This window comes from Streptomyces sp. NPDC001599 (assembly GCF_042893535.1).
GTDB lineage: Bacteria > Actinomycetota > Actinomycetes > Streptomycetales > Streptomycetaceae > Streptomyces.
In genome coordinates this window covers 187,632-201,111 of record NZ_JBIAVA010000014.1, presented here as the reverse complement: position 1 = coordinate 201,111, position 13,480 = coordinate 187,632, and the positions used below count along the sequence as shown (strand labels likewise).

At 72.2% G+C, this 13,480-nt stretch carries 12 protein-coding genes; 5 read left to right on the top strand and 7 right to left on the bottom strand.

Annotated elements, in window-relative coordinates; genetic code table 11:
* Positions 1-446, bottom strand: a 446-nt coding sequence (locus ACFYZ3_RS30140) for a phosphopantetheine-binding protein (protein WP_388524196.1), incomplete at its 3' end; no start/stop codon positions are given.
* Positions 447-772: 326 nt separating this feature from the next.
* Here ACFYZ3_RS30140 and ACFYZ3_RS30135 point away from each other — a divergent pair.
* Positions 773-1,615: a hypothetical protein gene (locus tag ACFYZ3_RS30135; protein ID WP_388524193.1), complete on the top strand. Its 843-nt coding sequence runs from the start codon at positions 773-775 to the stop codon at positions 1,613-1,615.
* 191 nt (positions 1,616-1,806) lie between these two features.
* On the opposite strand, the gene ACFYZ3_RS30130 is transcribed toward ACFYZ3_RS30135, so the two are convergent.
* From ACFYZ3_RS30130 to ACFYZ3_RS30120, 3 genes are read right to left on the bottom strand one after another with little or no spacing between them, the layout of a single operon-like run.
* Positions 1,807-2,499 (bottom strand): thioesterase II family protein, encoded by a 693-nt coding sequence (locus ACFYZ3_RS30130; protein ID WP_388524190.1) that lies wholly within the window; start codon positions 2,497-2,499, stop codon positions 1,807-1,809.
* A 42-nt stretch (positions 2,500-2,541) separates the two neighbouring features.
* On the bottom strand, positions 2,542-3,321 hold the full coding sequence (locus ACFYZ3_RS30125) for an ABC transporter permease (protein ID WP_388524187.1): 780 nt from the start codon (positions 3,319-3,321) through the stop codon (positions 2,542-2,544).
* Entirely contained in the window at positions 3,321-4,319 is a 999-nt protein-coding gene (locus tag ACFYZ3_RS30120; RefSeq protein WP_388524184.1) for an ATP-binding cassette domain-containing protein, read from the bottom strand. The genes ACFYZ3_RS30125 and ACFYZ3_RS30120 overlap by 1 nt, the downstream gene beginning before the upstream one ends.
* 194 nt (positions 4,320-4,513) lie before the next feature.
* Here ACFYZ3_RS30120 and ACFYZ3_RS30115 point away from each other — a divergent pair, with 194 nt between their 5' ends.
* Complete coding sequence (locus ACFYZ3_RS30115; RefSeq protein WP_388524181.1) at positions 4,514-4,954, top strand: SCP2 sterol-binding domain-containing protein; 441 nt, start codon at positions 4,514-4,516, stop codon at positions 4,952-4,954.
* An 85-nt stretch (positions 4,955-5,039) separates the two neighbouring features.
* Here ACFYZ3_RS30115 and ACFYZ3_RS30110 read toward each other — a convergent pair whose 3' ends face one another.
* Positions 5,040-6,692 carry an AMP-binding protein gene (locus ACFYZ3_RS30110; RefSeq protein ID WP_388524178.1) on the bottom strand — a complete coding sequence of 551 codons (1,653 nt, stop codon included), beginning with the start codon at positions 6,690-6,692 and terminating at the stop codon, positions 5,040-5,042.
* Between the two features lie 408 nt (positions 6,693-7,100).
* Here ACFYZ3_RS30110 and ACFYZ3_RS30105 point away from each other — a divergent pair, with 408 nt between their 5' ends.
* Positions 7,101-7,799 carry a response regulator transcription factor gene (locus ACFYZ3_RS30105; protein ID WP_388524175.1) on the top strand — a complete coding sequence of 233 codons (699 nt, stop codon included), beginning with the start codon at positions 7,101-7,103 and terminating at the stop codon, positions 7,797-7,799.
* A 6-nt stretch (positions 7,800-7,805) separates the two neighbouring features.
* On the opposite strand, the gene ACFYZ3_RS30100 is transcribed toward ACFYZ3_RS30105, so the two are convergent.
* The gene (locus ACFYZ3_RS30100; protein WP_388524173.1) at positions 7,806-10,124 is read right to left on the bottom strand and encodes a heavy metal translocating P-type ATPase; all 2,319 of its coding nucleotides are present in this window, start codon (positions 10,122-10,124) and stop codon (positions 7,806-7,808) included.
* A gap of 312 nt (positions 10,125-10,436) precedes the next feature.
* Positions 10,437-10,907 (bottom strand): MerR family transcriptional regulator, encoded by a 471-nt coding sequence (locus ACFYZ3_RS30095; protein ID WP_388524171.1) that lies wholly within the window; start codon positions 10,905-10,907, stop codon positions 10,437-10,439.
* Positions 10,908-10,993: 86 nt separating this feature from the next.
* Between ACFYZ3_RS30095 and ACFYZ3_RS30090 the strand changes: the two genes are divergently transcribed.
* Together ACFYZ3_RS30090 and ACFYZ3_RS30085 are read left to right on the top strand one after the other, a co-directional pair.
* Complete coding sequence (locus ACFYZ3_RS30090; protein WP_388524169.1) at positions 10,994-11,938, top strand: NAD(P)/FAD-dependent oxidoreductase; 945 nt, start codon at positions 10,994-10,996, stop codon at positions 11,936-11,938.
* 6 nt (positions 11,939-11,944) lie between these two features.
* Positions 11,945-13,450, top strand: coding sequence for a DHA2 family efflux MFS transporter permease subunit (locus tag ACFYZ3_RS30085; protein WP_388524167.1), 1,506 nt, complete (start codon positions 11,945-11,947; stop codon positions 13,448-13,450).
* Positions 13,451-13,480: the final 30 nt, after the last annotated feature.

Here is a 13,480-nt window from a genome sequence, read left to right as displayed (position 1 = left end):
ACATCACCCAACTCGAACAACCCCGACCGCCCCAGCCAATACGCATGCTGCACATCCGTCAGCCCGAACGGCTCACCCCACCCCGCCACATCGGGACGCAGGGTCAGCTCCCTCTCGGTCTCGGCGAGAGGTGCCTCGGAGGCGGAGACGAGGGCGTGGTCGACGGCCTCGGCGAGGGCGCGGAGACTGGGCATGGCGACGAGTTCGGTGAGCGGGACGGACACGTTCAGCTCGGCCTCGATCGTGATCTGCAGTTCGGTGGCCTGGAGGGATTCCAGGAACACGGAGGTGTCGAGGTCGGCGGGTGCCTCCCGGCCGGTGATCCGGCGGTGGCAGTCCCGCAGGTAGTCGCTGATGTCCCGCATCCGGTCTGCCGGTGAGAGGGCGAGCAGGGTGCCGCGGTCGAGGGAGCGCGTGCCGGCGTTGCCGTTGCTGGTCGGGTGCACTGGGTCCTCCGGATGACGATGCGGGACGGGGCCCGGGCCACCCGCCGGCCGCGAGCGGAGCGCCGCCTGCGGCTGCGGGCTCGCGGGCATGCGAGTCCCGGCCAGGCTCACGCGCCGACGAGGACTCCGACAGCCCTGAAGGGCTGGCGGGAAGGGCGGGCGGCCGGGGACGCGTACCGTGCTCTTTCGAGGGGGCCAAGGGCAGGGCTCTTCGGACACGTCGTGCTGGGGTGGGCGGGCCGCGTCCGACGGGGGACGGTGCTGGGGATTTCCCGACCGTCGAAGGAGCGACTGTGGAAGGCCCGTCTCGCTCAACCAACCGGCAAGTGCGGCGCACCCTGCTGCGCCTGGTGCCGATTCTGGCCGTGCTCATCGCGGCCGGAGCGTTCATCGTCGCGAACCGCACCCAGGCCATCACGCCCGAGGGAACACCCGTGACGCTCACCGAGGCGCTCAAGAAGTACCGCGATCACCCTTCGGCTCTCCGGGACGACCTGGGGCAGATCTCGCACCCGGTGTCGCCCAGCAAGGAGATCAAGGGGTTCAGCAAACCGAAGGCCGGCGTCTACACCTACCGGACCGACGGCGCGGACTCGATCATCTACGACGGCGACAAGTACGAGCGTCCCTTCCCCAAGGAGACCTACGCCCGGGTCCTGCACGCCTCCGGTTGTGTGTGGGAGCTGTACTTCACCCCGATCGAGGAACACACCGACGCCCACCGGCAGTGCAGCGGTCAGGGCGAGTACCTGTGTCTCGCCCACATGCAGAAGGTGAGCTTCGCGGGCATCGAGGGCGACGAGGCCCACAAGTGCAATCCGGCCATGGTCCAGGTGGGCGGGGACGCGGTGCGGGCCGGAGGGAAGGAGGAGACCATCTGCGTCGCGCACGGCAACAGGGCCGCCATCAAGATCAAATACATCGGCGACGAGACCGTCACGGTGGGGGGCGAGGTCCGGCCGGCCCACCATGTACGGATCGACAGCTACGTGAGGGGCGACGGTCTCGACGGTGACGCCGTGGCGGACGTCTGGTTCGACAAGGCGGACGGCCTGTACCTGAAGGTCGTCAGGTCGGCGGACGTGAACGTGGACCGCGGCGGCGGCAACAAGGGCACCTACCGCATCGAGGCGTCGTACTCCCTGGAGTCCCGGACACCCAAGGTCTGATTCCCCGCGCACGCCGCGGCGGGGGCCCCCCCCGGGGGGGGGGGGGCCCCCCCCGGGGGGGGGGCGGGGGGGCCCCGGGGGGGGGGGGGGGCGCCGGCCCCCCCTCACCCCCGCGGGGGCCCCCCCCCGCCCCCCCCGGGGGGGCCCCCCCCGGGGGGGGGGGCCCCCCCGCCGCGGCGTGCGCGCGGTGGTCACCGTGCCGGAGCGGCGGCCTCCTCGCGCACCGTCCGCAGTACGGGCTCGGGGTTGTCCGCGACGAAGAAGTGGCCGCCGGACACGGTGTGCTGGGCGAAGCTGCCCGTGGTGTGCAGCCGCCAGGGGGCGCACTGGTCGGCGGGTGCCCGGTCGTCGTCGGTACCGGCGAGGGCCACGATCCGGCAGTCCAGGGGGCGTCCGGGGATGTACCGGTAGTTCTCGGAAGCGCGGAACTCCGCCCGCAGGCCGGGTTCGGCCGCCTCGCGCAGCGCGGCGTGGTCGAGGAGTTCCGGCGCGGTCCCGCCGAGCGCGCACACCTCCGCCCAGAACTCGGGCGTGGGCAGCTCGGCCAGCTTTCGTCCCGGCGACGGCAGATGGGGCGCCACGTGGCCCGTGGCGAACAGCACCGCCGGGCCCGGGCCGCCGCGGGCTCGCAGGGACCGGGCTGTTTCGAAGGCGATCAGCGCGCCGAGGCTGTGGCCGAGGAACGCGTAGGGGCGGCGCTCGGCCGCCAGGTGGTCGGCGCACGCCTCGGCCAGGGCGGCCACCGAGTCCGGCGTCGTGGCCGCCCGCCCGGGAAGGCGGGCGCCGCGGCCGAGGACCCGCACCTCCACCGGGGCGAGCCGGTCGCCCCACGAACGGTACGGCGAGTCGGCACCGCCGGCATGTGGGAAGCAGTACAACAGCATGACGGAGTACTCCTCTGCGGACGGAGGGGGCGGCGGCCTGGCTCAGTCGCCCACCAGACGGGTGAAGGACGGGACGACGAAGATCTGGGTCACGACGGTGAGTCCGACGAGCACCGCCACGGCCTTCAGCAGCGCCTCGGTGACGGTGCCGCTCTCCGGGCCCGTCATCAGGGCGCGGATGCCCTCGATGACGTAGGTGAACGGATTCCATGTGGTGAGCGTGGCCAGCCATGACTGCAGGAGGTACGGCGGGGCCGCCGCGGGGCTGGCGAAGAGCAGCAGCACCGACAGCGGCGCCATGGCCAGCGGCGCCTGCGGATTGCGCGTGCGCAGCGCGACGACGTAGAAGATCCCGCCGTAGGCGACCGACCAGAGGGAGGAGAGCAGAAGGAGCAGGACGACGCCCGTCGCACCCGTGTCGACGCGGGCACCGAGCAGCACGCTGACGCCGAGGACCACGAGGCCGGCGGGCACCACCCGGATGGCGTCGAACAGCAGCCTGGACAGCAGCAGGGCCGAGGGGCGCACGGGCTGGAGCCGCAGCCGGTCGAGGAAGCCGCTCTGCGCGTCGAGGACCAGAGCGGTGGCCGAGTAGCCGGAGCCCATCATGCCGGTGAACAGCAGCAGGCCGGGCGCCATGTAGGCGGCGTAGGGGGTGACGGGGAAGCCCGGGATGAAGGCCATGCGCTCGTAGCTGGACGCCACGAGGGTGATGAGGAACAGCGGGAAGAGGACGGGGAAGACGAAGGCGATCACGGGGCTGCGCAGGCCCTCGCGGAGATTGCGGTTGAGCAGGGCGAGGGTGCCGGAGAACGCGGTCATCAGATGCCTCCCCGGCCGGTGCCGACGGTCCTGGCGAGGGCGGCCGCGCCGACGTTGGCGTCGTTGCCCTTGCCGCGTTCCAGGCCTTCGCCGGTCAGGCGGATGAAGACCTCCTCGATGGTCGGGTCGGTGACGGTGACTCCGGACAGCGGGACGCCGCCGTCGGCGAGGCGCTTGAGCAGGGACGGCAGGACGTCGTCACCGGCCGGCAGGTCGACGCGGAGGACTCCGTCGTCCAGCCGGACGGCCGCGTCGCCGACGGCGGAGGCGGCCAGTTCGCGGGCTTCGGGGGCGACGGGCAGGGTGAGGACCTTGCCGCCGATGCCCTTCTTGAGGTCCTGCGGGGTGTCGATCACGGCGACCGCCCCCTTGTCGAGAATGGCGATGCGGTCGCACAACTCGTCGGCCTCGTCGAGGTACTGGGTGGTCAGGAAGACGGTGCCGCCGTCGCGCCGGTAGCCGCGGACGAAGTCCCACAGGGCCCGACGGCTCTGCGGGTCGAGGCCCGTGGTCGGTTCGTCCAGAAAGAGCAGCTGCGGAGCGTGCAGCAGGGCGAGGGTCGCGTCGAGCCGGCGCCGCATGCCCACCGTGTAGGTGGCCACCAGCCGGTCGGCCACCTCGGTGAGACCGAAGCCGGTGAGCAGTTCTCCGATGCGTGCGGTGCGCCTGGCGGAGCCCATCCGGCGCAGGGAGCCGATCAGCTCCAGGTGCTCACGGCCGGTCATGAGGGGGTCGAGCGCGGCTTGCTGGAGCGAGAGGCCGATGCGGTCGCGCACCTTGGACCGGTGCTTGTCGACATCGAGTCCCAGGACCCTGGCCCGGCCGGATGTCGCGCGCGTGAGCGTGGTCAGGATACGGACGGTGGTCGTCTTGCCCGCTCCGTTGCGGCCGAGGAAGCCGAACACCTCTCCCTCGGCCACCTCGAAGTCGACCCCGTCCACTGCCACCGTGCCGTCGTCGAACGCCTTGTGGAGGCCCTGGGCCTCGATGATGGACATGCCGTTCAGCGTCTTGCCTCGGTCCGGCCCTGAACAGCGCTGTTTCGGAGCGTCGTTCGTGCGCCGCGCGCAGTCCGTCCTAGGTGGCCGATCGGGCCCGTCGAGCGTGCTGTGACTCGGGCGTCCGGTTGGATCTGGGATCGGCTTCCGGACCCGGGTACAACGGTGGCTCCGAACCGTATTGAGGGGATGCCGTGAGTGTCTTTCCCAGCGCAGACTGGCTGAACTCGTATGTCGGACTGATCAATTCCTCGGAGGAGTTCGAGGAGGCGGCGCGCACGTTCCAGGCCGAGATCGCCTTCGTCTTCGAGGCGGAGGAGGAGCGAGGACTGCTGACCGACGTCTGGTGCCACACGGAGTTCGGTGAGGGCAGGTGCAAGTCCGCCACCTACGACGTGGGCCGGGAGGGGGCGGGCGACACGACGTTCGTGATCAGAGCGCCGTACTCCGTGTGGAAGAGCGTCATCGAGGGCGAGACGGACCCCATCGAGGGGATGCTGGACGGCGACCTGATGGTGACGGGGCATCTGCCCACGCTGCTGAAGTACGTGCGGGCGACCGACGAACTGGTGTCACTGGCCGCCCAGGTCTCCAGCAGCTTCGTCGACGACGTGCCGGTCGACGACGTGCGGTGAGGCGCGCGGGCCCCGGCCCGTTCGTGGATGAAGCCGCCCTGCCGGGTCTGCCCACCGGCGGGGCGGCTTCCGCCTGTGGCGGGAGTCAGCGGGCGGTGGCCACCACGTCGAGTTGGCCGGCGAGGTACCGGTCGCGGCAGGCGCCGCGCCGCTTCTTGCCCGAGGAGGTCTTCGGCAGGGTGGTGGGGCGGACGAGCACGACTTCGGCCGGGGCATGCTGGGCCGCCGTCCGCAGCCGCTCGAACAGGTCGTGGGCGAGTCGGTCCTGGCTCGCGGTGCCGCCGGTGCCCTCGGCGACGACGACCATGCGCTCCTGGTCGGGCAGGGAGAACGCGATGACGTTGCCGCCGCGCACCCCAGGGACCGCCTCGGCCGTGATCTCGTAGTCCTCGGGGTAGAGGTTGCGTCCCCCCACGATGATCATGTCTTTGACCCGGCCGCAGATGTACAGCTCGCCCTCGTGGAGAAAGCCGAGGTCCCCGGTGTCCATGTGGTCGCCGACGAGCCGCCCCAGGCCGTCGAGGGGTGCGTCGGGCCCGGTCCAGTAGCCGTCGGTCACGCCGGGGCCGCTCACGCGTACTTCGCCGACCTGTCCGTCGGGGAGCCGGTCGCCGCCCGGGCCGTGCACCGTGACGGCGGTTCCCGGCAGCGGGCTCCCGCAGGAGACCAGCGGGCGGGCAGGCAGTTCGTGACCGCCGGTCTGACGGGGCGCCAGGCCGGGGTCGAGCACGCGGACCGCCGCGGTGGCGGACGCCGCGGTCACGACCAGTGTGGTCTCGGCCATGCCGTAGGTGGGGCAGAGCGCCTCGGCGGGCATCCCGCTCTTGCCCAGCAGGCGCACGGTCTCCTCCACCGTGTCGGCGGTGACCGGTTCGGCGCCGTTGATGGCCACCCGCAGCCGGGACAGATCGAGGGCCGCGGGGCGCAGCTGCTGGGCGCGCACGGCGAGCCGGTAGGCCGAGTTGGGGGCGGCGGTGATCTCGGCGCGGTACGCGGCGACCGTCTCCAGCCAGCTCGACGGCCGGCCGAGGAAGGTCTCGGTGGGCAGCACGACGGTGTGCACGCCGTGCGCGAGGAGGCCGACCACCGAGACGATGCCCATGTCGTGGTAGAAGGGCAGCCAGCTCACGTAGGTGTGCCCGGGGCGCATCCCCAGCCCGGCCATGCACGCGCGGACGTTTCCGACCAGCTGCCCCTGGCGTACCGGGACGGCCTTGGACGAACCGGTGGTTCCCGAGGTGAACTGGAGGAGGCCGAGGGCACGGCCGTCGGGCATCGGGGGCTCGGGGCCCTGCGGTCCGGAGAGCGTGGCGTCGAGCGCCAGTACCCGGCAGCCGGCCGGCACCCGGGTGCTCAACCGGTCCGGCCGGTCCGTGAGGACGAGGTGGGCACCGGAGACGACGACGCGCTGGGCGAGCAGTCCTCCGGAGGAGCCCGCTGGCTCCGGCCGTTCGTGCGGCAGCACCACGGGCACGGCGCCGAGCCGCCACAGTCCGAAGAGGTTCAGCAGGAGCGCCGGCGAGGTGGGCGCGAGCACGCAGACGCGGTCGCCGGGGCGGACGCCCGTGTGGTGCAGCCTGGCGGCGACGGCGGTGGAGAGGTCGTCGAGTTCGGTCAGGGTGAGGCGGGTCGGCCGCATGGACCGGTCGAGCACGGTGAGCGAGCCTCCGCGGCGCGCCGAGCGGCGCAGCAGGTCGGGTATCGACTGCGGTTCGGTTCCTGGCACTTCGGCGGTCATGGGGCGGGGCCTCTCGGTAGCGGGGAGCACCGGGCGCTGCCCCACGCTATGCGGACGGCCGCCGGCCCGCGTCGGTCCTTGGGAGACGCCGTCCGAGGGTGCCTGATCGGTCAGGGTCGGCGGTGTCGCGGGTGTGACCGGGGCAAGAGAAGTGGCGTGTTTCACTCCGTTGCTCCGGGCCCGGGCGTGAACTACTGTCGACCCGATCTACTAGCCCGGCATAGTAGCCACACGTGAATCGTGACCCGTGAACCGTGCACGGTCGTCCGCGGTACACCGGCAGTGCTCCGGCCGCGACCGGACATGACCGGCGCCGTGGCGACGTGGCGGTCCGCTCCGACGACAGCTTTCCGCGCGACTCCGCCCAGCGGAACAACCTTCTGCCTCATCCCCCCAGGAGAAGACGTCGTGACCGAGACAGGCCGCACCAGCGCACTCGAGTACGCACCCCCCGCCCAGGACGGACTGGACATCGCGCTCTTCGTGCCGAACGAAGTGGCGAGGTTCGGACTGCGCACGATGCTGGACTCGCTCAGGGTCAGGCACCTGATCGAGGCCGACTCGTTCGAAGAACTCGTGGAGCACCTGCAACGGACCGCCGTAAACGTGCTGATCATGTCCTGTCCAGGGCATGACATGGCCCAGCAGGAAGAGCCACTCCGTCAACTCGCCGCGATGCACGTCAAGGTGCTGTTCCTGCTGGAGAGCGCGTCCCAGCACACGATCGTCCGCGCCGCCTCGCTGCCCGTCGACGGGTTCCTCGTGCAGTCGGAGCTGACCCGCAACGCCCTGGCCGACGCGCTGCGCCGGATCAGCGACGGCGAACTGTCCATGCCCTCGACGCTCGCCCGCGAGCTGCTGTCCCAGGTGCGCGAACGCAACGGCACCAAGGCTCCGCGTCCGGTGTCCCTGACGCCCCGGGAGCAGCAGGTGCTCTCGCTGGTCGGGGACGGGCTGAGCAACAAACAGATAGCCCGCCGGCTCAGTATCTCGGAGCACGGCGCCAAACGGCACGTGGCCAACGTACTGGCGAAGCTCAACAGCCCCAACCGGACGCTGGCCGTGGTGACCGCGCTCAAGGAGGGCCTGCTTCCCGCGCAGGCCTGATCCCCCTCAGGCCCGGGACGCGCCGTGCTTCCCGGCCGGGCGCCAGGACCGCAGCCGCAGGCTGTTGCCGACGACCAGCAGCGAACTCGCGGACATGGCCACGGCGGCGAGCATCGGGTTGAGCATGCCGGCGGCCGCGATCGGGATGAGGAGAACGTTGTACGTGAACGCCCAGGTCAGGTTGGAGCCAATGGTCCACATGGCTCGCCTGGCCAGCTCCAGGGCGTCGGCCACCGCCGTCGCGTCGGTGCGCATCAGCGTCACCGCGGCGGCCCCGATGGCCACGTCCGTTCCCGTGCCCATGGCGAGGCCGAGCTCACAACCGGCCAGTGCCGCCGCGTCGTTGACCCCGTCCCCCACCACCGCGGGAACCCGCCCGGATGCCTGCAGCTCCGCCACGACCTCCGCCTTCTCCTCCGGAGAAGCGGAGTGCCGCACCCGGTCGATGCCCAGCTCCCGTGCGACCGCGGAGGCGGCACCGGGTCCGTCCCCGGTCAGCAGCATGACCTCGACGCCCAGGGCGTGCAGCCGCACCACCAGTTCCCGTCCGCCCGGCCGCACGGTGTCCCCGAGCGTGAGCACGGCCACGCCCGCGCCGTCGACCTCCACCAGGACGGCCGTACGTCCCGCGGCGTCGGCCCTGTCGCCGGCCTCCCGCAGGACCGGGGGCAGGAGCGCGTCCCGGGGGATCCGCCGAAGACACAGGGCGTGACCCTCCACGGTCCCGCGCACACCGCTCCCGGTCATCGCGGCGAACCCGGAGACGGCACCCGGGGCACGGCCCGCCGGGGGCGCGGCCGCGGCGACGGCACGGCCGACGGGGTGCTCGGACAACTGCTCGACGGCGGCGGCGAGCCGCAGGACGCCGGCGGCGGACCACCCCTCGACGGTCACCGTGTCCAGAAGCCGGATGTCACCCGTGGTGAGCGTTCCGGTCTTGTCCAGCACCACCGTGTCGACGGTCCGCAGCCGTTCCAGCACCTCGGGGCCCTTCAGCAGCACCCCGAACTGCGCTCCGCGTCCCGTGGCCGCGAGCAGCGCGGTGGGCGTGGCCAGTCCCAGCGCACAGGGACAGGCCACCACCAGCACCGCGACGCCGGTGGTGACGGCGCCCTGCGCCCCGGCACCCGCGCCCAGCCAGAACCCCACGACGGACGCCGAGACCGCCAGCACCAGGGGGACGAACACTCCCGCGACGCGGTCGGCGAGCCGCTGCACCCTGGCTTTGCCCGCCTGTGTCTCCCAGACCAGCCGGGTGATGCGCGCGAGCCGGGTGTCGGCGCCCACATCCGTCGCCCGTACGACGAGGGTCCCGCCGGTGCCGAGGGTTCCTCCGGTGACCCGGTCGCCCGGCCCGGCCTCCATCGGCGCGCTCTCGCCGGTCAGCAGGGACAGATCGAGCGCGGCTCCGCCGGAGACGACCACGCCGTCGGCGGCCACCCGTTCCCCCGGCCGGACCAGGAACAGCCGGCCCGGCACCAACTGGTCGGCGGGAATGCGTCGTTCGACCGGCGGCCCGTCGGGCGGGCCGTCGTCCAGGACCGTCACGTCCTTGACCACGAGCTCGGCGAGCGCGTGCAGCGCCGAGCCCGTCCTGCGCCGCACCCGGCCCTCCATCAGCCTTCCGCACAGCACGAACAAGGGGATGCCGACGGTCGCCTCCAGATAGACGTGGTCGTGCGCCCCGTCCGTGGCGAACGAGAAGGGCATGACCATCCCCGGAGTGCCGGCGGTGCCCAGGAACAGCGCGTAGCACGACCACAGGTAGGAGGCCACGACTCCCAGGCTGACGAGCGTGTCCATGGTGGCGGTCGCGTGCCGCAGGGCCCGCAGCGCCCGGCGGTGGAAGACGTCGGCTCCCCACAGGGCGACAGGCGTGGTCAGCAGGAAGCAGATCCACTGCCAGTTGCGGAACTGGAGCGCCGGAATCATGGACACGAGCAACACGGGCACGGCGAGGACGGCGATCAGGGCGACCTTGACGCAGTCCTCGTCGTGGCAGCCGGACGCGTCGGGCTCGGTGGGGGTGTCCTCGGGCGTGAGGGGTTCGGCCGTGTATCCGGCGCGCCGCACGGCCGCCGTGAGGTCCTCCACGGGCACGCGGGCGGGATGGATCACGCGGGCACGGCCGGTGGCGAGGTTGACGCCGCAGGTGACCCCCTCCAGCCGGTGCAGGCGCTTCTCGACCCGGGCCACGCAGGCGGCGCAGGTCATGCCGCCGACCACGAGGTCGGTCGTGGTCAGGGAGTCGGCGTCCCCGTCGACCGGTGCGTCGTGGCCGGTGGGCGAGGGTGTCGCCGGGAACGCCCCGGGCCCGGGGGTCATCCGGCGTGCCCGCCGTGGGAGGGGTCGTCACTGGGATAGTGCCACCCCGGGCGGGACTCGGGCGCCACGGGCCCGACGGCCTGCCCCACCCCGTAGAACAGGCCCCCCAGCACTCCGAGGACCAGCACGAACCCGACCGTTTTGCCGTGGCCGGCCAAAGGACGTCGCCGCAGTTCTGCATTCATGGTCAGCTAGTCGGATCGGCACGGCGGACGGTTCCCGCGCGGGACGGCCTTTTCCCGCTCCTCCCGGCGCAGCCGCGGTCACGGCTCAGTGGTCACTGCTCAGTGGTCAGTGGTCGGTGCTCAGTGGTCAGTGCTCAGTGGTCCACGGGGCGGGCGCCGCGCCCTCGGCCGGTGCGCAGGCGGGATCCTCGTCCTCGCGCGCGAGCTGCTGCACCAGTCCGCGGAAGCCGGGGCACTGGGTGAAGTCCTCCGCCCGGCAGTCCAGGGCGTGCTCGATCAGCGTCCGTGACGCCACGATCTCCTTGATCCGTCTCTCCAGCTCGGCATGCTGCCTGCGCAGCAGCGACCGTCGCTCGTCCGGGCTGGGGGCGTCCAGTACGGCGCGCAGCTGCTCCAGGCTGAATCCGGCGGCCTTGCCCCGCACGATCATCGCGACCCGCGCGATGTGACGCGAGGTGTAGCGGCGGCGGCCGTTGACCCGCTCCGCGGGCGGCAGCAGGCCCGTGGCGTCCCAGTGCCGCAGGACGTGCGCGCGCAGCCCGAACCGCTGGGCCAGCTCGCCGATGGTCATGGACTGCTCGTCCGCGCTTGACTTCATGTTGACATTAACTTGCAGAGTTGGGTTCAGGTCAAGCGGACCGAGAGGCCTCGGGACGAGTACGGAGCGAAAGGACGGAATCGAGCATGCTGGACACGATCATCATCGGCGGCGGCCCCGCCGGAACGTCCGCGGCGCTGACCCTGGGACGGGCCCACCGCACGGTGCTGCTCGCCGACAGCGGCCAGGGGCGCAACGCTCCCGCGGAGGCCGTGCACAACTTCATCACCCATGACGGAACGCCGCCGGAGCGCCTGCGGGAGCAGGGCGCGGAGAACCTGAGCCACTACCCGACGGTCGAGCGGCGCGCGACCGAGGTCTCCTCGGTGCGCCGCGTGGGTGAGGACCACTTCGAGGTCGGCCTCGCGGACGGCGGCACGGCCGAGGCACGCCGGCTGCTGCTCGCCACCGGCCTGCGCGACGAGCTGCCCGACCTGCCCGGCACGGCCGAGCTGTGGGGCAGGTCGGCGTTCCACTGCCCGTACTGCCACGGATACGAGGCCAGCGGCTCCCGGATAGCGGTGCTCGGAGCCGGCCCGGAGCGGGTCCGCCTGGCCCTGCACCTGAGCCGTTTCACCGACACCATGGCCCTGTGCACCGGTGGCGAGCCGCTCGACCCCATGATGCAGATCGTCCTGGAGGCCAACCGCATCGCCGTCCACACCAAGGCGGCGGTCCGGCTGGAGGGCGAGGGCGACCGGCTGCACCGCATCGTCTTCGAGGACGGCACCTCCCTGGAGCGGGACGCCGTCTTCATCAAGACCACCCTGCGTCAGCGGGCACCCTTCGCCGAGCAGCTCGGCTGCGTCCTCTTCCCGGACGCCTGCGTCGAGGTCAACGAGTTCGGCCAGACCAGCGTCCCGGGCGTGTACGCCGCCGGCGACATGGCCCGCCGGGCCACCGTGCCGGTCCCGCTCGCCGCCGTCGTCGCGGCCGCCGCCAGCGGAACCGTGGCCGGCACGGTCATCGACCAGGACCTGGTGAGCGTCGACTTCAAACTTCCCAACCCGTTCGCGCCTGGGAGGGCCTGACCGGACATGTCCGAAAGCACCCCTACCCCCACCGGCGACCCGTCCGCCGGCCCGGCGGCGGACGTCGCTCCGGGCCCGGCGCACGGGAGCAACGTTCCCCTCGCGACGGCCGGTCTCGTCCTCGGCATCCTGCTGTCCGTACTGGACCAGACGGTCGTCGCCATCGCCCTGCCGGACATCACCGCGGACATCGGCGGAGCCGCTTCCTTCAGCTGGGTCGTCACGGCCTACGTCCTGGCCTCCACGGCGACCGGCACCCTCTACGGCAGGGTCAGCGACCGCTACGGCCGCCGCAACGTGTTCATCGCCGCCGTCGTCCTGTTCTGCGTGGCCTCGCTGCTCTGCGGGATGGCCCAGAGCATGCCGCAGCTGATCGCCGCCCGGGTGCTCCAGGGCATCGGAGCGGGCGCGCTCTTCGTCATCCCCACCGTCGCCCTGTCCGAGCTGTATCCGCAGCACCTGCGCGGCAAGGTGCAGGGCGCCACCGGCGCCGTCTTCGCACTGGCCAGTGTCGGCGGCCCGCTGGTCGGCGGAGTGGTCACCGACTCGTTCGGCTGGCGCTGGATCTTCTTCGTCAACATCCCGCTCGGCATCCTGTCCATCGCCCTGTGCGCCTACGCGCTGCGGCTGCCCCGGGCGGCCGCCCGGGACCGGGTGGACCTGGCGGGTTCGCTGCTGCTCATCGGCGCCGTGGTCAGCCTGCTCATGATCACCGAGTGGGGCGGACGCGAGTACGACTGGGCGTCGGGCCAGATCGCCGGGCTGACGGCGGCGTTCCTCGCGCTCGTCGCGCTGTTCGTGTGGTGGGAGGGCCGCGCCCGCAACCCGCTGCTGCCGCTGCGGCTGTTCACCAACCGCACCCTGCGCCTCACCCTGCCTGCCACGGCCGTCCTCGGGATGCTCCTGTACGGCTCCATCGTGTTCATGCCGACCTTCCTCCAGGCGGCGTACGACATGAGCGCCACCGAGGCGGGGCTGGCGCTCAACCCGTACTTCATCCCGTTCGTAGTGGTCTCCGCCGTCGCGGGCGGCAAGGCGGGCGCCAGCGGTCGCTTCAAGCCGTACCTGCTCACCGGGGCCGTGGTACTGGTCGTGTCCTTCCTGCTGCTGAGCCTGGTCGACGCGGACAGTCCGTACGTCCTGGTGGCGGCCGAGATGGCGGTGCTGGGCTGCGGATTCGGCCTGCTGATGCAGAACCTGGTCGTGGTCAGCCAGAACGCCGCGGCACCGCCGGACCTCGCCGCGACCACCGCCGCCAACCTGTCCATCCGCGGCCTGGGCATGGCCATCGGTGTCGCCCTCTTCGGCAGCCTGCTCGTCCGCGAGACCGGTGAGGGCCCGGTCACCCCCGAGGCCACCGCCACCGCGATCCCGGAGGTGTTCGTCTGGGGCGTGCCGGTCGCGGCCCTGCTGGTCCTCCTGATCATGCTGCTGCCCCGCCCCAAACCCGCCCGATCGGACCAGGAGCAGACCTCCGGGTCGGCCACCGTGCCGGGGCCCGGCACGGCCTGAACAAGCCATCCCCCTCCCCCCTGCCCCGGG

What these genes read in the sequence shown, in the direction of transcription:
- ACFYZ3_RS30130 (WP_388524190.1), bottom strand. Translation starts at nt 2,499, where the DNA reads ATGCTGTTGTACTGCTTCCCACATGCCGGCGGTGCCGACTCGCCGTAC.
- ACFYZ3_RS30125 (WP_388524187.1), bottom strand. Translation starts at nt 3,321, where the DNA reads ATGACCGCGTTCTCCGGCACCCTCGCCCTGCTCAACCGCAATCTCCGC.
- ACFYZ3_RS30120 (WP_388524184.1), bottom strand. Translation starts at nt 4,319, where the DNA reads ATGTCCATCATCGAGGCCCAGGGCCTCCACAAGGCGTTCGACGACGGC.
- ACFYZ3_RS30110 (WP_388524178.1), bottom strand. Translation starts at nt 6,692, where the DNA reads ATGACCGCCGAAGTGCCAGGAACCGAACCGCAGTCGATACCCGACCTG.
- ACFYZ3_RS30100 (WP_388524173.1), bottom strand. Translation starts at nt 10,124, where the DNA reads ATGACCCCCGGGCCCGGGGCGTTCCCGGCGACACCCTCGCCCACCGGC.
- ACFYZ3_RS30095 (WP_388524171.1), bottom strand. Translation starts at nt 10,907, where the DNA reads ATGAAGTCAAGCGCGGACGAGCAGTCCATGACCATCGGCGAGCTGGCC.
- ACFYZ3_RS30090 (WP_388524169.1), top strand. Translation starts at nt 10,994, where the DNA reads ATGCTGGACACGATCATCATCGGCGGCGGCCCCGCCGGAACGTCCGCG.
- ACFYZ3_RS30085 (WP_388524167.1), top strand. Translation starts at nt 11,945, where the DNA reads ATGTCCGAAAGCACCCCTACCCCCACCGGCGACCCGTCCGCCGGCCCG.